This window comes from Pseudomonas sp. 58(2021), from assembly GCF_017491585.1.
GTDB classification, from domain to species: Bacteria; Pseudomonadota; Gammaproteobacteria; order Pseudomonadales; family Pseudomonadaceae; genus Aquipseudomonas; species Aquipseudomonas fluorescens_BT.
The window spans coordinates 59,481-81,971 of the sequence record NZ_JAFGYZ010000008.1 but is presented as its reverse complement, the minus strand read 5'-3'; the positions used below and the strand labels follow the sequence as shown (position 1 = coordinate 81,971).

Genomic DNA, 22,491 nt, shown 5'->3' with positions numbered 1-22,491 from the left:
GACACGATGAATGCACTTCGCCCTCCAGCACGCCCCGCGCCAATCACGGCACATGTCACTCAGCGCAACCCAAAAATCCTGCTTGGCGGTAAACATCAGCCGACGCTGTTGCGTTATCTCGATGGCTGGCCACGTCGCAGCGGCGGTCCTGCCGCATTCCTGATCCAGTTTGTCGAAGACGGCGAGTCGCTGGCGCGTTTTGCCAATGACAGTTTCGACCTCGCAGTGATCCAGTCGCCCAGCGCTGAAGACGCTCCGGAAATGATCCGTCAACTGACCCGCGTTGCTCGCCAGGGTCTGATTGCACGGCGTTGAGCGTCAGGGATAGTCGATTGCCACGATGTAAACGAATTGCTCGCCGGTTGGCGTCTGGACCCGTACTTCGGCGTCCAGCGCCTTGCCGATCAGGGCGCGGGCCAGCGGTGAGTCGATGCTGATCAGGCCCAGTTTCAGGTCCAGTTCGTCCGGGCCGACGATGCGGTAGCGCGACTGTTTGCCGTCCTCATCCTCGATGGTCACCCAGGCGCCGAAGTAGACTTTGTTCGGATCGCTCGGTTTTTCGCTGACGACTTTCAACGCCTCCAGTCGCTTGGTGAGAAAACGCACGCGGCTGTCGATCTCGCGCAGCATCTTCTTGCCGTAGGTGTACTCGGCATTTTCCGACCGATCGCCCTGAGCCGCGGCTTCGCTGACCGATTGCGTCACCTGCGGACGGCGTACGTGCCACAACTCATGGAATTCGGCGCGCATCCGCGCTTCACCTTCGGGGGTGATCAGCGCGGTGCCGGCAGTGCGGGGAGGGCGATAACGGCTCATGGCTACTTCTTGTGGTATTGAGGGCTGGAGTCTATCAACCCTCGCGCAGCACTGTCAGCGGGCTCGCGTTCAGTGCCCGACGGGTGCCGAACACGCCGGCGCCACCGATCAGCGCCGCACCGATCAACGGCAACAACAGCAACCAAGGGTGCGGGTGCCAGGGCAGGTCGAACGCAAAGCGATACAACACCAGACTCACCACTTCCGAACCGAGGGCCGCCAGCAACCCGCTGACTGCGCCCAGCAGGCCGAACTCGATCCTCCGCGCCTTGACCAGCAACTGCCGTTCCGCCCCCAGCGCACGCAACAGCGCGCCCTGACGGATGCGTTCATCCAGCGTCGCCTGCAACCCGGAGAACAGCACCGCCATCCCGGCCGCCAACACAAACAACAATACGTACTCCACCGCCAGGGTGACCTGGGCGAGGATGCTGCGCAGCTGTTCGAGCAAGGCTTCGACCTGCAGGATGGTCACCGCCGGGAATGCTCGCGACAGCTCGACGATCTGCTGGTCGTGACCGGGCGCCAGATAGAAGCTGGTCAGGTAGGTCGCCGGCAGATCCTTCAGGGTGCCGGGCTGGAAGATCATGAAGAAGTTCGGCTGGAAGTTGTCCCAGTTGATCTCTCGCAGGCTGGTGACTTTCGCTTCGCGGTTCACCCCGCCAACGGTAAACACCAGATGATCGCCAAGTTTGAGCTTGAGGCTTTCGGCGACCTTACCCTCTACCGACACACCCGGAACCTCGTCCGAGGGTTGCCCGCTCCACCACGAACCTGCGGTGATCTTGTTGCCCGCCGGCAAATCGGCAGCCCAGGTCAGGCTCAGGTCGCGCTGGATCGCCCGATCGCCGGCCGAATCCTTGCTGACGATTTGCTGCACTGCTTCACCGTTGATGCTGATCAGCCGTCCCGGCACCACCGGATACAACGGCGCGGCCTGGGCCGAGACATTGATCAGGTGATCGGTGAAGGCCTGTTTGTCCGCCGGCAGGATGTTCAGGGCGAAATAGTTCGGAGCATTCTTCGGCAACTGGTTTTGCCAGGTGTCGAGCAGTTCGCCGCGCAGCAAAGCGATCAGTGCCATGGACAGCAGGATCAGACCGAATGCCAGGGACTGTCCTGCTGCTGCGAGCGGATGACGCAGCAACTGACCCAGGCCGAGGCGCCATGGCAGCGAGGCACGAGCCAGCAGGCGACGCAGGCTGTTGAGCAGTAGCAACAGCAAACCACCGAGCACCAGGGCGGCGACCACACCACCGCCGAGCAAAGCAAAGGTCAGCAGCAGATCCAGGCTCAGGCGCCACATGATCAATCCGAGTGCACCGAGTGCAGCGCCGTAGACCATCCAGGTGCTCGACGGAATCGGCAGCATGTCCCGGCGCAAAACCCGTAGCGGCGGCACGCGGCCCAGCGCAGCGAGCGGTGGCAGGGCGAAACCGGCCAGTGCCACGAGTCCGGTGCCGATCCCCGCCAGCGCCGGCAGCAAGCCACCCGGCGGTACGTCGGTCGGTAACAGATCATGCAGCAGCGCGAACAAACCCAATTGAGCAAGCCAGCCAAGCAGGGCGCCGCCGAGGCTGGCAAGCAGACCCAGTACCGCCAGTTGCAGGCTGAACAGCACCATGGTTTCCCGGCGTGACAGTCCCAGGCAACGGAGCAGGGCGCTGGCATCGAAACGACGGCTGGCGAAGCGGTTTGCCGACAGCGCCACGGCCACACCGGCCAACAGCACGGCGACCAGACTGGCCATGTTCAGATAGCGCTCGGCCTTGCCCAAGGCGCCACCGATCTGCCGGTTGCCGTCCCGGGCATCCTGAATCCGCTGGTTGGCGGCAAGTCCCGGCTTGATCAGTTGGCGATAGGTTTCCAGCGCTTTGGGTTCGCCGCGCCACAGCTCGCGATAGCTCACCCGGCTGCCGGGCTGGACGACGCCGGTCGCGGCGAGGTCGTCGAGGTTGATCAGCACGCGTGGCGTCAGGCTGTAAAAGTTGCCGGCGCGATCCGGTTCGTAAGTCAGCACTCGCGTCAGTTTCAACGTTTTCATGCCGACGTCGATGCTGTCGCCGATCTTCAGGTCCAGTGCGGTGAGCAGGCGCGATTCGACCCAGGCTTCGCCCGGCTGCGGTTCGCCACCGGCTTCTTCGGCAGCGAAAGGGGTGGGGGCGCTTTTCAGCTCGCCGCGCAGCGGATAGGCACGGTCGACGGCCTTGATGCTCGATAACTGAATGCCGTTGTCGGTGGCGATGACGCTGGAGAATTCGACGATCTGCGCGTGGTCGAGGCGCAGATCGGTACCGCTCCTGATTTGTTCCGGTCGCGCCGGTGAGCTGCCTTCGAGTACCAGATCCGCGCCGAGAAACTCGGTGGCGCGCAACGTCATTGCGCCATTCAGGCGGGCGCCGAAGTAGCCGATGGCGGTACTTGCCGCCACGGCCACCAGCAAGGCGAAGAACAACACCCGCAACTCCCCGGCGCGGGCATCGCGCAGGAGCTGGCGCAGGGCAAGGCTGAACAGGCGCAACAGCGGCAGACGTGCCATCAAGGCTCCAGGGGGGCGACCAGCAGGCCGGCTTCAAGTCGGATCAGGCGCCGGCACCGATGGGCCAGGCGTTCGTCGTGGGTCACCAGCACCAGCGTGGTGCCGCGTTCCTTGTTCAGTTCGAACAGCAAGTCGCTGATGCGCTCGCCGGTATGGCTGTCAAGGTTGCCGGTGGGCTCGTCGGCGAACAGTACATCCGGCTCGGCAGCAAAAGCCCGGGCAATCGCCACCCGTTGTTGCTCGCCGCCGGAGAGCTGGCGCGGCGAGTGGGTCAGGCGCTGGCCGAGGCCGACCCGTTGCAGCAATTCGGTGGCGCGACCGCGAGCGTCTTTGCGGCCGTCGAGCTCCAGCGGCAGCATGACGTTTTCCAGGGCATTGAGGCTGTCGAGCAACTGGAAGGATTGAAAGACAAAACCCACGTGTTCGGCACGGATGCGCGCGCGCTGGTCTTCGTCGAGATTGCTCAGGGACTGGCCGGCGAGAACAACTTCGCCGCCGCTCGGCAGATCGAGGCCGGCAAGCAGGCCGAGCAGGGTGGATTTTCCGGAGCCGGACGCGCCGACGATGGCCAGGCTGTCGCCCTTGTTCAGTTCCAGGCTGAGTTCGTGCAGGATGGTCAGTTCACCTTCCGCGCTGGGAACCACTTTGCTAAGGTTCTTCGCGGTGAGAATGCTTGCGCCCATGGAGAATCCGATGCGTGTGTGGTTTTTGAGTGCTGGCCTGGCCTTGATGTGCATGGCCCAGAACGCAGCGGCGGGTACAGTCCTGATCGTTGGCGATAGTATCAGCGCCGGTTTCGGGCTGGATACCCGGTTGGGGTGGGTGTCGCTGCTCGAGCAGCGGCTCAAGGCCGAAGGTTTTGACGATAAAGTGGTCAACGCCTCCATCAGCGGCGACACCAGTGCCGGAGGCCAGGCGCGGCTGCCGGCGCTGCTTGCAGAGCACAAGCCGGAGCTCGTGATCCTCGAGCTGGGCGGTAATGACGGCCTGCGCGGAATGCCTCCAACGCAATTGCAACAAAATCTTGCGTCGATGATCGACAGCTCCCGCGAACAGGGGGCCAAGGTGCTATTGCTCGGCATGCAGTTGCCACCCAACTACGGCAAGCGCTACACCGATGCCTTTGCCCGGGTTTACGGCAAGCTCGCCGAGGAGAAGAAAATCCCGCTGGTGCCGTTTTTCCTCGAAGGCGTGGGCGGGCATCCGGACTTGATGCAGGCCGATGGTCTGCACCCGGCAGCCGGGGCTCAGGGCAAGTTGCTGGAAAATGTCTGGCCGACGCTAAAACCGCTGCTATGAGGCTTTTCTAGCGGCAGGCTTTCGGCTAATGTGGCGCCCCCCTAAATGGAGCCCCCGATGTCGCGTTCTGCCTGGTCCCTGTTTGCCTACCAACTGATCGAGCCTGACGAACAGCTGGATCTGTTCGCCTGCCAGGAAGTGCGGGTGCATCTGGTGACCCGTCAACTGGAGCTCGGTGGCTCGGCGGACCGAACCCTGTGCGGCAGTCTGCTGCCGGCGCAACCGCGCTGGTCGAGCGTGGATCGCCGGGTGTTCCAGGATCAGCGCCTGTGCTCGCTGTGCCGGGCGATCCTCGAATCGCAGAAGCGTGGGACGTCGCCGATCTGGCCTGAGCTGCGTTTCGAACTGTAGGTCCACCCGTTTCCAGTTGGCGGCAGGTCGAACATGAAGAGTTCTGTCTGCCCATCGGCGGATCTCCCCGAATTCCCGAGGCGCGGTGTACAATCGCGCTCCTATACCCTTGTCGATCTGCGAAGGATTCTCCGGATGTTGCCGCGTTTTCCTGCCGTCACCCGCTGCCTGTCTCTTGCCGCCCTGTGTGTGGCCGGTCCCGTTGCCGCATTGGAGTTTCCCCTGCCACCGCCTGGCGAAGACATCATCGGCCAGGTGCAGGTGATCAAGGCCAAGTACGAAGATACCTTTGCCGATCTGGGCACCACCTACGATCTGGGCTATTCGGAGATGGTCGCGGCCAACCCGGGCGTCGATGCCTGGTTGCCGGGCGCCGGCACTGAAGTGGTCCTGCCGACCCGCTTCATCCTGCCGCCGGGCCCGCGCGAAGGCATTGTGATCAACCTGGCCGAGTATCGCCTCTACTACTTCCCGAAAGGCAAGAACGTGGTGTACACCTTCCCGCTGGGTATCGGTCGTGAAGGCTGGGGCTCACCGATCGCCCACACCACGATCACCGCCAAAACGCCGAATCCGACCTGGACGCCGCCAGCCTCGATCAAGGCCGAGCACGCCGCCGATGGCGATCCGTTGCCGAACGTGGTGCCGGCCGGTCCGGACAACCCGCTGGGGCCGTTCAAGTTCACCCTGGGCACACCGGGCTACCTGATTCACGGTTCGAACAAGAAATTCGGCATCGGCATGCGCACCAGTCACGGCTGCTTCCGCATGTTCAACAATAACGTGCTGGAAATGGCCGGCATGGTGCCGGTGGGGACTTCGGTACGGATCATCAACGATGCGTACAAGTTCGGTCGCAGCGGCGGCAAGGTCTATCTGGAGGCGCACACACCGATCGACGACAAAGGCAACCCGTCGGTGGTCGACAAGCACACTGCCGTGATCAACGCGATGCTCAAGCGTGAAGACATCACCAACAACCTGCGCATGAACTGGGACGTGGTGCGTGATGTGGTCGCAGCCGAAGATGGACTGCCAACCGAAATCGGCACGCCCAATACCTCGGCGCCGATCGTGTCGAGCGCACCGATCGACCTGCAGCAGTAAGCTGAAAGACAAAACCCGCCGACGCTTGCGTGTCGGCGGGTTTTTTATTGCATGAAGAAAATTTCAGGCAAAAAAAAGCCGACCCGAAAAACGGGTCGGCTTGATAACAATCCCGAAGGACTATTACTTGCGGCTAGCTTTGTCCAGCATGCGCAGAGCACGCTCGTTAGCTTCGTCAGCAGTCTGTTGTGCTTTTTGAGCAGCAGCCAGAGCTTCATCAGCTTTACGGTAAGCTTCGTCTGCACGAGCCTGGGAGCGAGCAGCTGCGTCTTCAGTAGCGGTCAGACGTGCTTCGGTTTCTTTCGATGCGCTGCTGCAACCGGTAGCCAGAACTGCGGCCAGAGCCAGAGCAGAGAATTTCAGAACGTTGTTCATCGTGTTCCCCTTCAAGGACTTTCAATTAAGTGGCTGTCTCCTCCGATTGAGGAAATAGCCGGCGTACATACTACCCATTACTTGTAGTAAGTAAACTGACGTAAGGCAAGAAGCAAAAAAAATTGTAGGCGTTGATTCTTTTTCGAGCAACTTTTAGCGGTGCTGTATAAAAAATACTCAGCTGTAAGGCCCACCGTGAGCGAGTTATTGAGAAAAAGTTCCCGTTGTCGGCTGCTGTTTTGCCGATCTTGGCTAAAGGACGTGTATATGGATTCGTCCACACTTTTGTTGCGATTTTGCGTGGCGGCTCGCATATCTTTGTCCATGTTCAGGTGACTTTAAAAAAGGCGGCACGTCTTAAGTCTCAACATCCGGCGATGTTCAGCCTTACGGTGCGGGAGAAGCCTCTTCCGAGCCGGCCCTGAGTCCACCGGAGCCGCCCCGCCAATCAGCCTGATGACGAGTGTGCCTTGAGCATTTTCGCCATTGGTGCCTACTATTTGATACGTGCTCGTGTTGCGCGAGATCGGTGCGGTTCTTCTCGGTGTCCATCAGGCACGGGGTGGCGTAGATGTTCCTTCGCCGGGAAAACATCGGTAAGGTAGGGGTCAGAATTCGAGACCCGCGAGGAGAAGTGATGAGCGAGGCGTTGTCCATCCACCATGACCAGGCTGGTCATCAGTTCGAGACCAATGTGGACGGTCATCGTGCCTACCTGACCTATATGGATCTGGGGAAACAGACCCTGGATATCTACCGCACCTTTGTGCCCAACGCACTGCGTGGCCGAGGCATCGCGGCAGCCCTGACCGAACGGGCGCTGCAGTACGCCGACGAGATGGGTTACACGGTCATTCCTTCGTGCTCCTACGTGGAGCGCTACATGGAGCGGCATCAGCGGCGCACCGCGAAGATCTGATTGGCCTCACATCACACACAAAAACGCCGGGCAATGCCCGGCGTTTTTTTATGCCTGCGAAAACGCGATCAGCTGCGCTGACGTTTCGGCAGAACATCCTTGAGCTTGGCGTGCATGCTGCGCAAGGTGTTCTCGGTGGCCGACCAGTCGATGCAGGCATCGGTGATCGACACGCCGTATTGCAGGTCGGCGAGGTCTTTCGGGATCGCCTGGCAGCCCCAGTTCAGGTGACTCTCGACCATCAGGCCGATGATCGACTGGTTGCCTTCGAGGATCTGGTTGGCGACGTTCTCCATCACCAGCGGTTGCAGGGCCGGATCCTTGTTGGAGTTGGCGTGGCTGCAGTCGACCATGATGTTCGGCTTGATCTTCGCCTTGTTCAGCGCCTGTTCGCACAGGGCGACGCTGACCGAGTCGTAGTTCGGCTTGCCATTACCGCCGCGCAGCACCACGTGACCGTAGGCGTTGCCTTTGGTGGTGACGATCGACACACCACCTTCCTGGTTGATCCCCAGGAAACGGTGCGGGCTGGAAACCGACTGCAAGGCGTTGATCGCCACGGTCAGGCCGCCGTCGGTGCCGTTCTTGAAGCCGACGGCCGAAGACAGGCCGGAAGCCATCTCGCGGTGGGTCTGGGATTCGGTGGTGCGGGCGCCGATGGCCGACCAGCTGATCAGATCCTGCAGATACTGCGGGGAGATCGGATCGAGTGCTTCGGTCGCCGTCGGCAGGCCTTTCTCGGCCAGGTCCAGCAACAACTGGCGACCGATGTGCAGACCATCCTGGATCTTGAACGAGTCGTCCAGATACGGGTCGTTGATCAGGCCCTTCCAGCCGACGGTGGTGCGCGGTTTTTCGAAATACACGCGCATGACCAGGTACAGGGTGTCCGAAACTTCCGCCGCCAGCACTTTCAGGCGATCGGCGTATTCGTGGGCAGCCTTGATGTCGTGAATCGAGCAGGGGCCGATCACCACGAACAGACGATGGTCGGTGCCATCGAGAATGTTGCGGATGACTTCGCGACCCTTGGTGACGGTGCGCAGGGCAGCGTCGCTCAGAGGGATATCACGCTTGAGCTGATCGGGAGTGATCAGGGTCTCGTTGGAGGCGACGTTTAGGTCGTTGATCGGTAAATCAGCCATCGTTTACTCGTCAGGTCACGGATGCCGGCCGCCAGCGATCCCCGCGCGGCGGAGCACAGCAGATTTAAGCGCGTCGGGGAGCCGAACCTTAGCGCGTCGGGCGCCTGTCGACAATGGGCATGTAACCGTTCAGTCCAGCACGGGTTGCGCAAATGCCTTGCGAACGGTGTCGTGGGAAAACTCTTCGGCGTGCTGTTCGACCCATTGCAGCGCTCGTGCCTGGATATCCTGCAGGTCATCGTGGGCATCGTTGATTCGGCAATAACGCTCGATCTGACACACCTGCTCACCCATTCTCGCGCTGAAAAGAGTTTGTTCATCGGTGAACGCAATCCCCACCAGATAACCCTTTTTACGGCGCAGGCACCAGGCTACATAGCCCGGGCAGGCGAAGTCGGCATTGAGTGTGGGCATGCGCACTTGCAGTGCGGTGCCATGACGCCAGGCACGGTGGTAATTGCAAGCGATGCCGCCGAGGCTGATAGTGTGCAGCTGTTGCCGCGAAATGCACTCAGGTTTGAGCAACGTCAGTTCGACGGGCACATCATCCGGATGAGGAATAAACCGTCCCATGAGCACAGACTCCCTGTGTCGGCCATTTGACATTGTTTCCCCCAGTATAGTGTTCGAATCGGAACTGACCGATTTCGACGCCGACCAACGGCTGCTGGCGATGAGTGGCGTTTCACTGGTGATTTTCACCAGTGTCGGCTGCGCCAGTTGCAGGTATGCCCGCGAGGTATTCCCCGGGCTGGAACTGGCAGTCGATCGCGTGTGCTGGATCGACGCCGGCGACAACGGTGGTCTGGTCGAGCGTTATCAGGTCTTTCATTTGCCGGCGTTGTTCGTGGTGCGCGACGGCGAGTTCTTCGGGGCGGTACACACGCGCCTGAATGCCACTGAGCTGAACGCAGCCGTGGCGCAGGCGCTGGGTCGAGTTGCAGAGGAGTTGCCGTGATGGGGGCAGTAGTCGATAAACCGATGGTAGGGATTATCGGTACCGGTGCAATCGGAGGGTTTTACGGCTTGATGCTGGCGCGGGCCGGGTTCGATGTGCATTTTTTGCTGCGCAGCGAATTTACTGCGGTTGCCGAGCGTGGCTTGCAGGTGAACAGCGCGGTGCACGGCGCACTGACGCTGAACCCGGTGCAGGCCTATTCGTCGGCAGAAGACATGCCGCCCTGCGACTGGCTGCTGGTCGGCGCCAAGACCACCAGCAATGCGGGGCTTGCACCGTCGATCATTCAGGCGGCGAAACCCGACGCGAAAGTGCTGGTACTGCAAAACGGCCTCGATGTCGAAGACAGCTTGCGGGTGTTGCTGCCCGATTCCCTGCATTTGCTCGGCGGCTTGTGCCTGATCTGCGTCCACCGCGAAGGGCCGGGGCAGATCACCCATCAGGCGCTGGGGGCAGTGAACGTCGGCTATCACAGCGGCCCGGCACCGGATGATGCGGCGCGCATGGCAATCGTCGAGGCGGGCGCCGGCCTGTTCCGGGCCGCCGGTCTCGATTCCCAGGCGATGCCGAACCTGCATCAGGCGCGCTGGCAGAAACTGGTGTGGAACATTCCCTACAACGGGCTCTCGGTGTTGCTCGGTGCCAGCACCACGCCATTGATGGCCGACACTGACAGCCGCGCGTTGATTCAGGCGCTGATGGCTGAAGTGGTGCTGGGCGCCAAGGCCTGCGGTCATGACATGCCACCGGGTTACGCCCAGTACCTGTTCATGATGACCGAGAAAATGCCCGACTATTGGCCGAGCATGTACCACGACTTTCTGCACAAGCGACCGCTGGAACTGGACGCCATCTACGCTCGACCCTTGGCGGCGGCAAAAGCGGCGGGCTGCGAGTTGCCGCGAATCGAATCGTTGTACCGCACATTGAGCTTTATCGACCGGCGCAACGTTTGAACCGGTCGCACTGGGGGGGAAGGCATGGCCAAGAACATCGATGACAAACTGGTGCTGGCGATTTCGTCCCGTGCCCTGTTCGACCTGAGCGAAAGCCACAAGGTCTACCTGTCGAGCGGCGTCGAAGCCTATCGGCAATATCAGATCGAGCATGAAGACGAAATCCTGGCGCCGGGCGATGCCTTTGCGCTGGTGGAAAAACTGCTCAACCTCAACACTCGCCTCGGTCGCGCCCGGGTCGAGGTGATTCTGGTATCGCGCAACAGTGCCGACACGGGGCTGCGGGTGTTTCACTCGATCGATCACTACGGCCTGGCGATTTCCCGTGCGGCGTTTGTCGGCGGGCGCAGCCCTTATCCTTATCTCAAAGCCTTCGGTTGCGACCTGTTTCTTTCCACCCACGCCGAAGACGTGCGCTCGGCACTGGACAACGGCTTTGCGGCGGCCACCATTCTTTCCGGTGGCGCCAGCCGTGCAGCCAGCGATGAATTGCGCATTGCCTTCGACGGTGACGCGGTGCTGTTTTCCGACGAATCGGAGCGGATCTATCAGTCCGGCGGCCTCGAAGCCTTCCAGGCCAAGGAGCGTGAATCCGCGCGCGAGCCATTGCGCGGTGGGCCGTTCAAAGGCTTTCTGGCGGCGCTCAATCTGTTGCAGCGCGAGTTCCCTGACGATGCCTGCCCGATCCGTACTGCCCTGGTCACGGCACGTTCGGCCCCGGCCCACGAGCGGGTGATCCGCACCTTGCGCGAATGGGACATCCGCCTGGACGAGTCGCTGTTTCTGGGTGGACTGACCAAGTCGGCATTTCTCGAAGCGTTCGCCGCCGACGTGTTCTTCGACGATCAGGCCGGTCACTGCGAGCTGGCCCGCGAGGTGGTCGCCACCGGCCATGTCCCCCATGGCATCAGCAACGAACCGGCGGTCTAAAGCCCACGTGGTTCAAGACGTTGCGTCGCACGTCGTACTCGCCAAGGCACTGCTAAGCTGAATCAAATCTCCGCCATGTTGGCTTGCGAGGAGGTCATATGATTCGTTCGATGCTGTATGCCACTGACCTCGGTCTGTACGCACCGTTAGTGATGCAGCATGCCCTGACGATGGCTCGAACGTTCAATGCCGACTTGTATGTGGTGCATGCGGTGGAGCCCATGGGGCTGTTTGCCGAATCGGTATTGCAGAGCTATCTCGACGAACAGGCATTGAACGAGTTCCATAGCCAGGGTCTGAAAACCGTGATTGCCAATATCGAGCAACGGGTGCTCGACAGCTTTCGCGAAGAGCTGGGGGACGAGGGTGAGCAGGACCTGCTGCGGATTCGTGCGGTACGGGTGCTGCAGGGCGATCCGTCACAGGTGATTCTCGATCAGGTACAGAAACTCTCTGTCGATTTGCTGATCGTAGGAAGTCACAGCCACGGGGTCGGGGCGGAAACACCGTTGGGACGCACGGCGACCCGCGTGCTGCAGTTGTCCAAGGTGCCGGTTTACATGGTGCCGCTGGTTGAGCGTCGGCGTCGGGGGGATCGCTGAAGCAGGAATAATGGCCTTTTGATGAAAAAGTTCTAGATTTATTCTCCAAACCATTAATATAGTTATATACCGTCGCTGATGCCCGTGGCGTCTACCTGCTTTGAGGGATTCATATGAAGCTTCAACAATTGCGCTACATCTGGGAAGTGGCGCACCACGACCTCAACGTTTCCGCTACCGCCCAAAGCCTTTACACCTCGCAACCGGGCATCAGTAAACAGATCCGCCTGCTGGAAGACGAACTGGGTGTCGAAGTGTTCGCCCGCAGCGGCAAACACCTGACCCGCGTCACCCCGGCCGGCGAGCGCATCATCACCACCGCTGGCGAGATTCTGCGCAAGGTCGAAAGCATCAAGCAGATCGCTCAAGAGTTCTCCAACGAGAAGAAAGGCACCCTGTCGATCGCCACCACTCACACCCAGGCACGTTACGCACTGCCGCCGGTGATCAGCAATTTCATCAAGCAATACCCGGACGTGGCGCTGCACATGCACCAGGGTTCGCCGATGCAGATCGCCGAAATGGCCGCTGACGGCACTGTGGATTTCGCCATCGCCACCGAAGCGCTGGAACTGTTCGGCGATCTGGTGATGATGCCGTGCTACCGCTGGAACCGCTGCGTGGTCGTGCCTCAGGGCCACCCGCTGACCAAGCTGCCGAAGCTGACCCTCGAGGCACTGGCCGAATACCCGATCGTGACTTACGTGTTCGGTTTCACCGGCCGTTCGAAACTCGACGAAGCCTTCAGCCATCGCGGCCTGACGCCGAAAGTGGTGTTCACCGCCGCCGACGCCGACGTCATCAAAACCTACGTACGTCTGGGGCTGGGTGTCGGCATCGTGGCCAAAATGGCCGTCGATACCAAGCTCGATAATGACCTGGTTGTGCTCGATGCCAGCGAGCTGTTCGAGTCCAGCGTGACCAAGATCGGTTTCCGTCGTGGCACCTTCCTGCGTGGCTTCATGTGCGACTTCATCGAGAAATTCGCACCGCACCTGACTCGCGAAGTCATGGCCAAGGCCATCCAGTGTCACAACAAGCAGGAACTGGAAGAGCTGTTCGAAGGCGTCGAACTGCCCGTCCACTGAGTCCCTCTCTACAGCACCTCGGTGACAGCGAACTGTTGCCGGGTGCCTGCCACCAGAATCTCCACTTCATCGCCCTCGCACTTTCCCAGCAGGCTTTTGCCCAGCGGCGAGCGTGGGGTGATGACGGTGATCGGCTGACCCACCACGTCGACCTTCAGACCCGCCGCATCGGGCGCCAGAAACAGCCATTGCTCGCGACCCTTTTCGTCTTCCAGACCGAGCAGGGCGCCGATTTCGATTCCGCGCTGATCGTCGTAGGCCCGAAGCGTCAGGTTCTGGCAAACCGCCAGTGATTGGCGGATTTCCTCGACCCGTTTCGCTTGCCCGGCCGCCAGGTACGACGCCTCGAGCCCCAGAGTGTCGTACTTGTTTTCAGCGATGTTCTCTTCGTGAGTCGCGGTTTCGTATGCGGTTTGCGCGGCACGTTCGGCGATGTCGAGATCGACGCGCAGTTTGTCGAGAATCAGTTGGTGGACAGTGTGTTTGTTCATGATCAATCGCAGAATTGCAGGACATTGGCGCGGCTCTTTTCGCTGGGAGCGGTCTGATCCTGCTGGAGCCAGAACTGGCATTTAGGGTTCGACTGGTTGCGCGTGCTGCTGCGGGCCTGATCCAGGCGATTGTGCTGCTCGTTCTTGCGCAGGTTTTCTTCGTATTGTTCGAACAGGCGGTTCTGCGGCTGCGGATCTTCCTGAGGCTGCGCGGCTACCGCCGGTTTGCTCAGTTGCTGAATGGCCTCCGTCACCGGTTGCAATTGACGGCTGAAGAGCAGCGAGGCGAGCCAGCAAGTCAGCGCAATGGCCAGGAAACCCAGCCACAATCCCAGGGCAATGCTGCCGGTCAATTGCAGCGCGCTAAGCTGAACAGGCAAGGGGCGACGCGGGGTTGGGCGGTAGGGCATGACTGCCTCCTGGCGGATGATTGCGGGCAAGTGGCGATTGTCGCACGAAGATTAATCGTCGTCGGCTCTTCTGCACGCGGACATTTATGCGGACAATCGCCGCTTTTGCCAACGGGAGTCTTGAATGCCGCAACCGAAAACCCGCTGGGACATCTTTTGCACCGTGGTCGACAACTATGGCGATATCGGGGTGACCTGGCGTCTGGCCAGGCAACTGGTGGCCGAGCATGCGCTGGCGGTGCGACTGTGGGTCGATGACCTGCGTGCGTTCGAGCGGATTTGCCCGGCGCTCGACATCCGCCTCGAAGCTCAGTGGCAAGAGGGCGTCGAGGTCCGGCACTGGTCGGGCGAGTGGCTGGAAACGGACGCCGCCGACGTGGTGATCGCTGCATTCGCCTGTCAGTTGCCGACTGCCTGCATGGATGTCATGGCGGCACGGGAAACGCCACCGTTGTGGATGAACCTCGACTATCTCAGCGCCGAAGACTGGGTGGTTGGCTGCCACGGCCTGCCTTCGGTGAAATACAAAACGGTGCAGAAGTACTTTTTCTTTCCGGGATTTCAGCCCGGCACTGGCGGCTTGTTGCGTGAAAGCGGTTTGCTGGAGCGTCGTCGTCTGTTTCAGCAGGATCGCGAAGCGCAGCGACAATTCCTGCAGGGGCTGGGTGTGGAGCCTGCGGGCGATGCCCGGTTGATCTCACTGTTCGCCTACGAAAATGCCGGCCTTGCCAGTTGGCTGGATGTACTGGCCGCGGACTCGACGCCCACTCATCTGCTGGTACCGGAAGGGCGGATCCTTGGCGACGTCGCCCGCTGGCTCGGGGTCGAGTCGCTGGCGATCGGCGAGGTGAATGTGCGCCAGGCGCTGACCGTGCAGGTGTTGCCGTTCGTCCGGCAGGATCAATACGATCAATTGCTCTGGTGCTGCGATTTCAACGCGGTGCGCGGCGAGGATTCGTTTGTCCGCGCGCAGTGGGCCGGTCGTCCGATGCTGTGGCACATCTATCAGCAGGACGAAGATATCCATCTGGACAAGCTGGATGCCTTCCTTGCGCTCTATACGAAAGGCCTTTCGCCGGATGCTGCCGAGGCGATGAACGGTCTCTGGCACGCCTGGAGTTCCGGGCAGCCGATCGGCGATCACTGGCTGGCGGCCCGTAAACACTGGCCAGAACTGCAGGAACATGCCGAAGCATGGTGTCTGGAACAGGCCTTGCAGGCCGATCTTGCGACGGCGCTGGTACAGTTTTACCGAAATTGGATATGATACGCGGCCTAGATTTTTGTAAATCCCATCCAAATTCGGATATTCGCAATGAAAACTGGTAAAGAACTCAAACCCGGTACCGTGATTCGTATCGACAACGATCCTTGGCTGGTTCAGAAAGCTGAATTCACCAAATCGGGTCGTAACAGCGCGATCATGAAGACCAAGCTGAAGAACCTGCTGACCGGTTACAAGACCGAAACCGTTTACGGTGCGGACGACAAGCTGGACGACGTGATCCTCGACCGCAAAGAAGCGACCCTGTCCTTCATCAGCGGCGACACCTACACGTTCATGGACACCACCGACTACACCATGTACGAGCTGAACGCCGAAGACATCGAAAGCGTTCTGCCTTTCGTTGAAGAAGGCATGACCGACGTTTGCGAAGCCGTATTCTTCGAAGAGCGTCTGGTATCCGTAGAGCTGCCGACCACCATCGTGCGTCAGGTTGACTACACCGAAGGTTCCGCTCGCGGCGACACTTCCGGCAAGGTGATGAAGCCTGCCAAACTGAAGAACGGTACCGAGCTGTCGGTTGCTGACTTCATCGAAATCGGCGACATGATCGAGATCGATACCCGCGAAGGCGGTTCCTACAAAGGCCGTGCCAAATAAGCACTGGTTTTTGCGCAAAGAAAAAGCCCGACCATTGAGTCGGGCTTTTTTGTGCCTGATGAAAATTACTGCTTCAGGTGCTGCTTCAGTTCTTCCGAGGCCTGCAGCATTGCCGAACGCACTGCCGGTACCTGGCTGACTACGTTGAGCAAACCGTAGTCGTGGATCATGCCGTTGTAGCGAACCGAGGTCACCGGCACGCCGGCTTCGTCGAGTTTGCGGGCATAGGCTTCACCTTCGTCACGCAGCACATCGGCGCCGGCAGTCTGCACCAGTGCGGGCGGCAGACCCTTCAATTGCGCAGTGGTTGCCCGCAGCGGCGAGGCGTAGATCTCGTTCCGCTGGTTGGCGTCGGTGGTGTAGTTGTCCCAGAACCACTTCATCATGTTGCGGGTGAGGAAGTGCCCCTCGGCATACTGGTTGTACGAACCGGTGTCGAAACTGGCATCGGTCACCGGCCACAGCAGCAGCTGGAATTTGATCGCCGGGGTGCCTTTGTCTTTGGCCATCAGGGCGACAACTGCCGCCATGTTGCCGCCGACGCTGTTGCCCGCCACCGCCAGACGCTTGCCGTCGACGTTGATCTCTTTGCCGTGTTCGGCCACCCATTTGGTCGCGGCGTAAGCCTGGTTGATCGCCACCGGATAATGCGCCTCCGGCGACGGGGTGTAGTTGACGAACACTGCCGCCGCACCCGAGCCGACCACCAGATCCCGCACCAGACGTTCGTGGGTCGGGAAATCCCCCAGCACCCAGCCGCCGCCGTGGAAGAACATAAACACCGGCAGCTCGCCCTTGACCCCGGCCGGCCGGACGATGGTCAGGCTCAACGGTTGGCCATCGACCTGGATGGTCTTCTCGCTGACGTCCGCTTTGGGCAGCGTCAGTTTGACCCCGGACTGCGCGCCCGTCAGCACGGCGCGGGCATCCTTGGGTGTCAGCTGTTCCATCGGTTTGCCGGTGCCGGCATTCAGCACATCGAGAAACGCCTGGGTGTTGTGCTCAACCTCCCCGGCAAATGCGCTGTGGATGGACAGGGCGAGAAGGGTACCGGTCAAGACTTTGCTGAAAGTGTTCATATTCATTTCCTGTACGGGCCTGAGTGTCAGTGATTACACGGTGACGTGCAGACGCACATCGACGTTGCCACGGGTGGCGTTGGAGTACGGGCAGACCTGGTGGGCTGCGTCGACCAGGCTTTGTGCGTCAGCCTGTTCCAGACCCGGCAGGCTGATGTGCAGGTCGATGTCCAGACCGAAACCACCAGGAATCTGGCCGATGCCGACGTGAGCGGTGATCCACGCGTCGTCCGGGATTTTGCGTTTGGTCTGGCTGGCGACGAATTTCAGGGCGCCGATGAAGCAGGCCGAGTAGCCGGCGGCGAACAGTTGCTCAGGGTTGGTAGCCGCGCCACCGGCACCGCCGAGTTCCTTCGGGGTGGCCAGTTTGACGTCGAGGATGTTGTCGCTGGAGATCGCACGACCGTCACGGCCGCCAGTGGAAGTTGCGATTGCGGTGTAGAGAGTTTGCATGGTGTGAGCCTCATCAAGTGTGGTTTGTTGCGCTAATTGTTTGCGCGCTAACTAGGTGCGAAGTAAATGTACTTCGCTAATATTTAGTGCGCAAGATAAATTTTTGAAGAAAGCTCGAACCCGTACTGGGATCAGGGTGAGTCGTGATCTCAAGCTTTTGATATGGAAGGTTTTTTTGAATGTGAATCGAGAGGAAAATTTTTTCGGTGATAAGCCGGGAAGGGGGGACGCCTGCAGGCGCAAGGCTGCGCCCACAGGAAAGGGAGGCGTCTTAAGCGAGGCTGTCCTGCAAATGACCACGCAAGGCCTGCAACTCGGCTTGCAGGTTTTGCAGACGCTCCAGCGTGAAGCCACTGGCCCCCAGGATACATTGCGGCACGGTTCGGGCCTTGTCTTTCAAGGCGCGTCCCTGGGCAGTCAGTTCAACGATCACCACACGCTCATCTTCCCGGCTGCGGGTTCGGCTGAGCAAACCTTCACCTTCCAGCCGCTTGAGCAGCGGGGTCAGCGAGCCCGGATCGGTCAGCAGGCGCGTGCTGATTTCCCCGACGGTCAAACCATCCTTCTCCCACAGCACCATCATCGCCAGATACTGCGGATACGTCAGGCCAAGCGCTTGCAGGAGTGGCTTGTAGACCTTGGTCATCATCAGCGAGGTGGAATGCAGGGCGAAGCAGGCCTGATTGTCGAGCAGCAGGTCTTCGCAGTGGTCGGTGGTGTTGCGGTCGGTGGTCATGTCGGAGCCTTGAACGGTGATGCAGATGAATCTAGCGCTCGAATCTTTAATGCGCCAGACAATTGTGGTCGATGGCGACTCGGTCAGTGTCGGCCCAACTCCCGTTGCAGGGCCAGATCCCAAGGTGGCACGGGGCTGAAGCGGGTCTTGAGGTATTCCAGCAGCAGGCGGCTGCGGGAACTGGCCTGTTGCTGCAGTCGCAGCGCATAGATGCCAGCACTTTCCGGTTGCGGCAGACCGTTTTCGCAGAACAGTGGCAACAACTCGCCACGCAACAGGTATTCGCTGGCCAGCCAGGTCGGCAGATGTGCGATCCCGAGTCCCGCGAGCGCACCGCAAACCAGCGCTTCGGCGTTGTTGGCGCTCATGCGCACCCGCGCCGGGCGGTGCAATTGCATCTGCCCGTCCTGTTCGAAACGCCAGGCGAAGGGCGGGGCAAGGCCGTCCCAATCGAGGCCGTCATGCTCGCTCAATTGCGCGGGCTCGCTCGGCACGCCCCGGCGCTTGAGATAGTCAGGGCTGGCGCAGGCGATGCGCACCATGCTCGCCAGCGGTGTGGCGACCAGCCGGGTGTCGGCCATTTGCCCGGCGCGCAACACCAGATCGACCTTGCCCAGGTTCGAACCGTCCATGTCGACGAAGCTGTCGATCAGATGCAATTGCACATCCAGTCCCGGGTACAGCACCAGAAAATCGGCAATCACCGGTGCCAGATGCCGCCGTCCGAACGCCGCCGGCGCATCCACCCGGATCAGACCCTCCGGCGCGCTGCTCAGGGACACCGCTTCGGCCCGGGCCAATTGCAACTCGGCCACAATGCGCCGCGCCCGTTCGGCAAACGCCAGGCCGGCCGGCGTGGCGCGCACCGCGTGAGTGCTGCGAATAAACAACTGACTGCCGACAGCGCTTTCCAGACTGTCGATGCGCCGGGCGACAGCAGATGGTGTCAGCGGATGTCGGCGCGAGGCAGCAGAAAAACTGCCACTCTCCAGCACATCGAGAAACAGCCCGAGTTGTTCGGTCAATTGATTGGGGTTCATGAATCAGCTCATTGCCTATGCGGATTTGGCACAGCCATTGTGCGTTGCTGTGCGTTTCCGTGCCAGCGCCGACTGCGTAGGATGAACCGCCTGACGTATGAGGAATTACGCTGTGATCGAGTTTTTGTTGTACCTGTTGTTTGGCGCTGCCCTCGGCACACTGGGGGGAATATTCGGCATCGGCGGCGGTTTGATCGCCATCCCCTTGCTGGGCGTGTGGTTCGGGCTCGATCAGCAGATCGCCCAAGGCACGGCGCTGGTGATGGTGGTGCCGAATGTGATGCTGGCGCTGTGGCGTTATCACCAGCGCAATCGCATTGAACTCCGGCATGCGTTGCCGCTGGCGGTCATGGGGTTCTTTTTCGCGTGGATCGGTTCGATCTGGGCCGTGGGCATCGACGCGCAAACCATGCGCATCGGTTTTGTCGCGTTCCTCGTGGCATTGTCGGCCTACAACCTCGTGCGCATGTTTGGCGCGCGTCCGGCGGCGACCTCCGAGATGCGTTATTCATGGCCATGGCTGGGCGTGCTCGGCGCGGCGTCGGGCACCATGGGCGGGTTGTTCGGTGTCGGCGGGGCTGTGGTGGCGACGCCGGTGCTGACCAGCCTGTTCGGCACGACTCAGGTGGTCGCTCAAGGCCTGTCGCTGGCGCTGGCATTGCCGAGCACCGGTGTCACGCTGGTGACGTACGCCGTGCACCACGAGGTGGACTGGATGATCGGGCTGCCGCTGGCCATCGGCGGTCTGGCCAGCATCAGTTGGGGCGTGAAGGTTGCCCACGCAATGCCGGAAAAACTCCTGCGCGGGCTGTTTTGCGGGTTCCTGGTGCTGTGCGCGGTGATGCTCGCCTTTAAAGTTTGAAGCCTTCGACGATGTGCTCGGCCAGGCATTCGGTGATCGGCGACGGATTGTTGAGGTTGCGGATCAGCATGATGCTGGCCTCGGGCAGCAGCGGCAGATCCTCGGCGGCACCGAGAATGCGCATGTCCGGAGTGATCAGGCTTTCCAGTTGCGCGGTAATCGCCAGACCCGCGCTCACCACTGCCATCAACGCTGAAAGACTGGTGCTGTTATAGGCGATCCGGTATTCGCGGCCCATGGCGTCCAGCGCATTGCAGGCCCACAGGCGACAGAAGCAATCACTGTTGAACATCGCCAGCGGCAACGGCGTCTGTTCGTGGGCGCTGAAGTTCTGCGCTTCGGCCCAGACAAAACGCTCCTTGCGCAGCAGCTGGCCAATCTCGTTGCCCGGCTCGCGGGTGACGATTGAAAGGTCCAGATCGGTGCGTTGCAGCAGTTGTTTGGTCGATTCGCAATGCACTTCGATCTGGATCAGCGGATAGAACTGCGCGAAGCGCGACAGGATCCCCGGCAGAAACCGCATCACGTAATCGTCCGGCGTGCCGATGCGTACCGTGCCGACCATGTGCGGCTCGCGCAGGGTGTTGAACACTTCGCTGTGCAATTTCAGGATGCGCCGCGCGTAGCCGAGCAGTACCTGTCCTTCAGCGGTCAGGCGCACCTGACGCCCGTCACGCTCGAACAACTGGCGTTGCAACACGTCCTCTTCCAGACGCTTCATCTGCATGCTCACTGCCGACTGCGTGCGGTTGACCATTTCGCCGGCGCGGGTGAACCCGCCCTGATCGGCAATGGCGACAAAGGTACGCAGGACATCGGTATCGATACTGGGGTACGCCGACAATTGATGAATCTCCGTGATGCATGCCATCAGAAACATTCGTTGGATTGATCGTAGCGCCAGCGCGAGACTTGAGCCATCCCAAAAAGGAGGCAACACGATGAAAGGTCAAAGAGAGTCTGCAGGCGAAGAAAAATTTTCCGGCCATATCGTTTCCGATCTGTTGCACAAGTTTAGCCGGTGGTACGAATTGCACCGCGAACGTGAGCTGCTTGCCAGTCTGAGCGACGAAGCGTTGAAGGACATCGGGGTCAGCCGTGCCGATGTCGAACATGAGGCGATTCGGCCGTTCTGGGACGATCCGATGCATAAATGATGAGGCCATCGCTACACAAACCACTTTCAAGTGAGGTAGGTTGCGAGCAGACATGGAGGTACACATGCCCGCGACTCTGTCCTTCTCCCTTAAACAGGCTCGACGTCTGGCACTGGCTGCCCAAGGGTTTCACGGGCGCCAGCCGCCGGCTGTCAAGGCCATGCACCTCAACCGGCTGATCGAACGTCTTGGCCTGCTGCAGATCGACTCCGTCAACGCTGTGGTGCGCTCGCACTACTTGCCGCTGTTTTCCCGTCTCGGTTCCTATTCTGCTGACTTGCTCGACCAGGCTGCCTGGAGTTCGGGGCGACGCCGTTCGCTGTTCGAATACTGGGGCCATGAAGCCTCTTTGCTGCCGCTGTCGATGTACCCGTTGATGGGCTGGCGCATGCAGCGGGCCAGGCGCGGCGAAGACATTTATCAGCAATTGGCGCGCTTCGGCCGCGAGCAACAAGACACCATTCGCCGGGTGCTGGCGTCAGTCGAGGAGCAGGGCGCACTGGGCGCCGGCAGCCTGTCGACCCGCCAGGAAAAGGCCGGGCCGTGGTGGGACTGGAGTGCGGAAAAGCATGCGCTGGAATGGCTGTTCGCCGCGGGCGAAGTCACCGTCGCCGGGCGCCGTGGCTTCGAGCGGTTGTATGACTTGCCGGAGCGGGTGATTCCGGCTTCTGTGTTGCAACAGCCGTTGCCCGATGAGGCCGAGGCGCAGCGCGGTTTGCTGTTGCACGCGGCCGAGGCACTGGGCGCGGCGACGGAAAAAGACCTGCGCGATTACTTCCGCCTGAACCCTGCCGATGCCCGCCCGCGTCTGGCGGAACTGGTGGAAGACGGGAAGCTGCTGACCTGCGAAGTCGCCGGTTGGCGCCAGATTGCCTACTGCCTGCCCGAGCCGAAAATCCCGCGAAAAGTCGAAGCCAGTGCGCTGCTGTCGCCGTTTGACTCACTGATCTGGGAGCGCAGTCGCACCGAGCGGCTGTTCGATTTCCGCTACCGGCTGGAGATTTACACGCCGCAGGACAAGCGCGTTTACGGCTATTACGTATTGCCGTTCCTGCACAACGAGCGGATTGCCGCGCGGGTTGACCTGCGCGCCGAACGGGCGGCGGGGCGCCTGGCAGTGCATGCGGTGCACGAGGAAGCAACCGGACTGGATGACGCGGGGATGCAGGCACTGGCGCTGAACCTGCGGCGCATGGCGGACTGGTTGGGACTTGAGCGGGTGCAGCTCAATTGCCAGCGCGAAAGTGCAGGAAGGTTGCGAAGGGCGCTGGCTCAAGTCGACTGAGTCAGCGC

The 22,491-nt window shown here is 60.8% G+C and carries 28 protein-coding genes; 15 read left to right on the top strand and 13 right to left on the bottom strand.

Annotated features, from left to right (window positions below; all coding sequences use genetic code 11):
* Nucleotides 1–6 precede the first annotated feature (6 nt).
* Nucleotides 7–315 (top strand): class I SAM-dependent methyltransferase, encoded by a 309-nt coding sequence (locus tag J5M72_RS11325; protein ID WP_169431336.1) that lies wholly within the window; start codon nucleotides 7–9, stop codon nucleotides 313–315.
* Between the two features lie 3 nt (nucleotides 316–318).
* Here the strand turns inward: J5M72_RS11325 and greB are convergent, their stop codons facing one another.
* Genes greB through J5M72_RS11310 form a run of 3 tightly spaced genes read right to left on the bottom strand, consistent with a single transcriptional unit; the run spans nucleotide 319 to nucleotide 4,038 of the window.
* Nucleotides 319–816 (bottom strand): transcription elongation factor GreB, encoded by a 498-nt coding sequence (gene greB, locus J5M72_RS11320; RefSeq protein ID WP_003226818.1) that lies wholly within the window; start codon nucleotides 814–816, stop codon nucleotides 319–321.
* A gap of 34 nt (nucleotides 817–850) precedes the next feature.
* Nucleotides 851–3,355, bottom strand: a complete 2,505-nt coding sequence (locus J5M72_RS11315) for an ABC transporter permease (RefSeq protein ID WP_207865487.1) — start codon at nucleotides 3,353–3,355, stop codon at nucleotides 851–853.
* A complete protein-coding gene (locus tag J5M72_RS11310; protein WP_169431334.1) occupies nucleotides 3,355–4,038 on the bottom strand; it encodes an ABC transporter ATP-binding protein in 684 nt (227 codons plus the stop codon). The genes J5M72_RS11315 and J5M72_RS11310 overlap by 1 nt, the downstream gene beginning before the upstream one ends.
* 10 nt (nucleotides 4,039–4,048) lie before the next feature.
* Here J5M72_RS11310 and J5M72_RS11305 point away from each other — a divergent pair, with 10 nt between their 5' ends.
* From J5M72_RS11305 to J5M72_RS11295, 3 genes are all read left to right on the top strand, one after another.
* Nucleotides 4,049–4,654 carry an arylesterase gene (locus J5M72_RS11305; protein WP_169431333.1) on the top strand — a complete coding sequence of 202 codons (606 nt, stop codon included), beginning with the start codon at nucleotides 4,049–4,051 and terminating at the stop codon, nucleotides 4,652–4,654.
* Nucleotides 4,655–4,711: 57 nt separating this feature from the next.
* A complete protein-coding gene (locus J5M72_RS11300; RefSeq protein ID WP_007908575.1) occupies nucleotides 4,712–5,005 on the top strand; it encodes a hypothetical protein in 294 nt (97 codons plus the stop codon).
* A gap of 135 nt (nucleotides 5,006–5,140) precedes the next feature.
* Nucleotides 5,141–6,112, top strand: coding sequence for a L,D-transpeptidase family protein (locus J5M72_RS11295; protein ID WP_169431332.1), 972 nt, complete (start codon nucleotides 5,141–5,143; stop codon nucleotides 6,110–6,112).
* 123 nt (nucleotides 6,113–6,235) lie between these two features.
* Here J5M72_RS11295 and oprI read toward each other — a convergent pair whose 3' ends face one another.
* Nucleotides 6,236–6,487, bottom strand: a complete 252-nt coding sequence (gene oprI / locus J5M72_RS11290) for an outer membrane lipoprotei OprI (RefSeq protein ID WP_003199355.1) — start codon at nucleotides 6,485–6,487, stop codon at nucleotides 6,236–6,238.
* A 637-nt stretch (nucleotides 6,488–7,124) separates the two neighbouring features.
* On the opposite strand from oprI, the gene J5M72_RS11285 reads away from it, so the two are divergent.
* Nucleotides 7,125–7,406 (top strand): GNAT family N-acetyltransferase, encoded by a 282-nt coding sequence (locus J5M72_RS11285; RefSeq protein ID WP_007955658.1) that lies wholly within the window; start codon nucleotides 7,125–7,127, stop codon nucleotides 7,404–7,406.
* Nucleotides 7,407–7,474: 68 nt separating this feature from the next.
* On the opposite strand, the gene J5M72_RS11280 is transcribed toward J5M72_RS11285, so the two are convergent.
* Together J5M72_RS11280 and J5M72_RS11275 are read right to left on the bottom strand one after the other, a co-directional pair.
* Nucleotides 7,475–8,551 carry a 3-deoxy-7-phosphoheptulonate synthase gene (locus J5M72_RS11280; RefSeq protein ID WP_007908583.1) on the bottom strand — a complete coding sequence of 359 codons (1,077 nt, stop codon included), beginning with the start codon at nucleotides 8,549–8,551 and terminating at the stop codon, nucleotides 7,475–7,477.
* A 129-nt stretch (nucleotides 8,552–8,680) separates the two neighbouring features.
* Entirely contained in the window at nucleotides 8,681–9,124 is a 444-nt protein-coding gene (locus J5M72_RS11275) for a PilZ domain-containing protein (RefSeq protein ID WP_169431331.1), read from the bottom strand.
* On the opposite strand from J5M72_RS11275, the gene J5M72_RS11270 reads away from it, so the two are divergent.
* From J5M72_RS11270 to cysB, 5 genes are all read left to right on the top strand, one after another.
* Nucleotides 9,123–9,509, top strand: a complete 387-nt coding sequence (locus J5M72_RS11270) for a thioredoxin family protein (RefSeq protein ID WP_207865486.1) — start codon at nucleotides 9,123–9,125, stop codon at nucleotides 9,507–9,509. The two genes, J5M72_RS11275 and J5M72_RS11270, sit on opposite strands and share 2 nt — an antisense overlap.
* Complete coding sequence (locus tag J5M72_RS11265; RefSeq protein ID WP_207865485.1) at nucleotides 9,509–10,465, top strand: putative 2-dehydropantoate 2-reductase; 957 nt, start codon at nucleotides 9,509–9,511, stop codon at nucleotides 10,463–10,465. The genes J5M72_RS11270 and J5M72_RS11265 overlap by 1 nt, the downstream gene beginning before the upstream one ends.
* 24 nt (nucleotides 10,466–10,489) lie before the next feature.
* Complete coding sequence (locus J5M72_RS11260) at nucleotides 10,490–11,395, top strand: 5'-nucleotidase (RefSeq protein WP_169431328.1); 906 nt, start codon at nucleotides 10,490–10,492, stop codon at nucleotides 11,393–11,395.
* A 98-nt stretch (nucleotides 11,396–11,493) separates the two neighbouring features.
* Nucleotides 11,494–11,997, top strand: coding sequence for a universal stress protein (locus tag J5M72_RS11255; RefSeq protein WP_169431327.1), 504 nt, complete (start codon nucleotides 11,494–11,496; stop codon nucleotides 11,995–11,997).
* Nucleotides 11,998–12,110: 113 nt separating this feature from the next.
* Entirely contained in the window at nucleotides 12,111–13,085 is a 975-nt protein-coding gene (cysB, locus tag J5M72_RS11250; RefSeq protein WP_007955684.1) for an HTH-type transcriptional regulator CysB, read from the top strand.
* Nucleotides 13,086–13,093: 8 nt separating this feature from the next.
* Here cysB and J5M72_RS11245 read toward each other — a convergent pair whose 3' ends face one another.
* Both J5M72_RS11245 and J5M72_RS11240 read right to left on the bottom strand, forming a co-directional pair.
* Nucleotides 13,094–13,576: a GreA/GreB family elongation factor gene (locus tag J5M72_RS11245; RefSeq protein ID WP_169431326.1), complete on the bottom strand. Its 483-nt coding sequence runs from the start codon at nucleotides 13,574–13,576 to the stop codon at nucleotides 13,094–13,096.
* A gap of 2 nt (nucleotides 13,577–13,578) precedes the next feature.
* The gene (locus J5M72_RS11240) at nucleotides 13,579–13,986 is read right to left on the bottom strand and encodes a hypothetical protein (RefSeq protein WP_207865484.1); all 408 of its coding nucleotides are present in this window, start codon (nucleotides 13,984–13,986) and stop codon (nucleotides 13,579–13,581) included.
* A 124-nt stretch (nucleotides 13,987–14,110) separates the two neighbouring features.
* Between J5M72_RS11240 and earP the strand changes: the two genes are divergently transcribed.
* Together earP and J5M72_RS11230 are read left to right on the top strand one after the other, a co-directional pair.
* Nucleotides 14,111–15,253, top strand: coding sequence for an elongation factor P maturation arginine rhamnosyltransferase EarP (gene earP, locus J5M72_RS11235; protein ID WP_207865483.1), 1,143 nt, complete (start codon nucleotides 14,111–14,113; stop codon nucleotides 15,251–15,253).
* Nucleotides 15,254–15,301: 48 nt separating this feature from the next.
* Nucleotides 15,302–15,871, top strand: coding sequence for an elongation factor P (locus J5M72_RS11230; protein ID WP_003226785.1), 570 nt, complete (start codon nucleotides 15,302–15,304; stop codon nucleotides 15,869–15,871).
* Between the two features lie 65 nt (nucleotides 15,872–15,936).
* Here J5M72_RS11230 and J5M72_RS11225 read toward each other — a convergent pair whose 3' ends face one another.
* From J5M72_RS11225 to J5M72_RS11210, 4 genes are all read right to left on the bottom strand, one after another.
* Nucleotides 15,937–16,950 (bottom strand): alpha/beta hydrolase, encoded by a 1,014-nt coding sequence (locus tag J5M72_RS11225; RefSeq protein ID WP_207865482.1) that lies wholly within the window; start codon nucleotides 16,948–16,950, stop codon nucleotides 15,937–15,939.
* 33 nt (nucleotides 16,951–16,983) lie between these two features.
* The gene (locus J5M72_RS11220) at nucleotides 16,984–17,403 is read right to left on the bottom strand and encodes an organic hydroperoxide resistance protein (protein WP_207865481.1); all 420 of its coding nucleotides are present in this window, start codon (nucleotides 17,401–17,403) and stop codon (nucleotides 16,984–16,986) included.
* A gap of 271 nt (nucleotides 17,404–17,674) precedes the next feature.
* Nucleotides 17,675–18,139, bottom strand: coding sequence for a MarR family transcriptional regulator (locus tag J5M72_RS11215; protein ID WP_207865480.1), 465 nt, complete (start codon nucleotides 18,137–18,139; stop codon nucleotides 17,675–17,677).
* 83 nt (nucleotides 18,140–18,222) lie between these two features.
* The gene (locus J5M72_RS11210) at nucleotides 18,223–19,179 is read right to left on the bottom strand and encodes a LysR family transcriptional regulator (RefSeq protein WP_169431322.1); all 957 of its coding nucleotides are present in this window, start codon (nucleotides 19,177–19,179) and stop codon (nucleotides 18,223–18,225) included.
* Between the two features lie 112 nt (nucleotides 19,180–19,291).
* On the opposite strand from J5M72_RS11210, the gene J5M72_RS11205 reads away from it, so the two are divergent.
* Entirely contained in the window at nucleotides 19,292–20,041 is a 750-nt protein-coding gene (locus J5M72_RS11205) for a sulfite exporter TauE/SafE family protein (protein WP_169431321.1), read from the top strand.
* On the opposite strand, the gene J5M72_RS11200 is transcribed toward J5M72_RS11205, so the two are convergent.
* Nucleotides 20,031–20,885 carry a LysR substrate-binding domain-containing protein gene (locus tag J5M72_RS11200; protein WP_007908606.1) on the bottom strand — a complete coding sequence of 285 codons (855 nt, stop codon included), beginning with the start codon at nucleotides 20,883–20,885 and terminating at the stop codon, nucleotides 20,031–20,033. The genes J5M72_RS11205 and J5M72_RS11200 overlap by 11 nt on opposite strands.
* 97 nt (nucleotides 20,886–20,982) lie before the next feature.
* On the opposite strand from J5M72_RS11200, the gene J5M72_RS11195 reads away from it, so the two are divergent.
* Nucleotides 20,983–21,198: a DUF1127 domain-containing protein gene (locus tag J5M72_RS11195; protein WP_207865479.1), complete on the top strand. Its 216-nt coding sequence runs from the start codon at nucleotides 20,983–20,985 to the stop codon at nucleotides 21,196–21,198.
* Nucleotides 21,199–21,262: 64 nt separating this feature from the next.
* Entirely contained in the window at nucleotides 21,263–22,483 is a 1,221-nt protein-coding gene (locus J5M72_RS11190; protein ID WP_207865478.1) for a winged helix-turn-helix domain-containing protein, read from the top strand.
* Nucleotides 22,484–22,491: the final 8 nt, after the last annotated feature.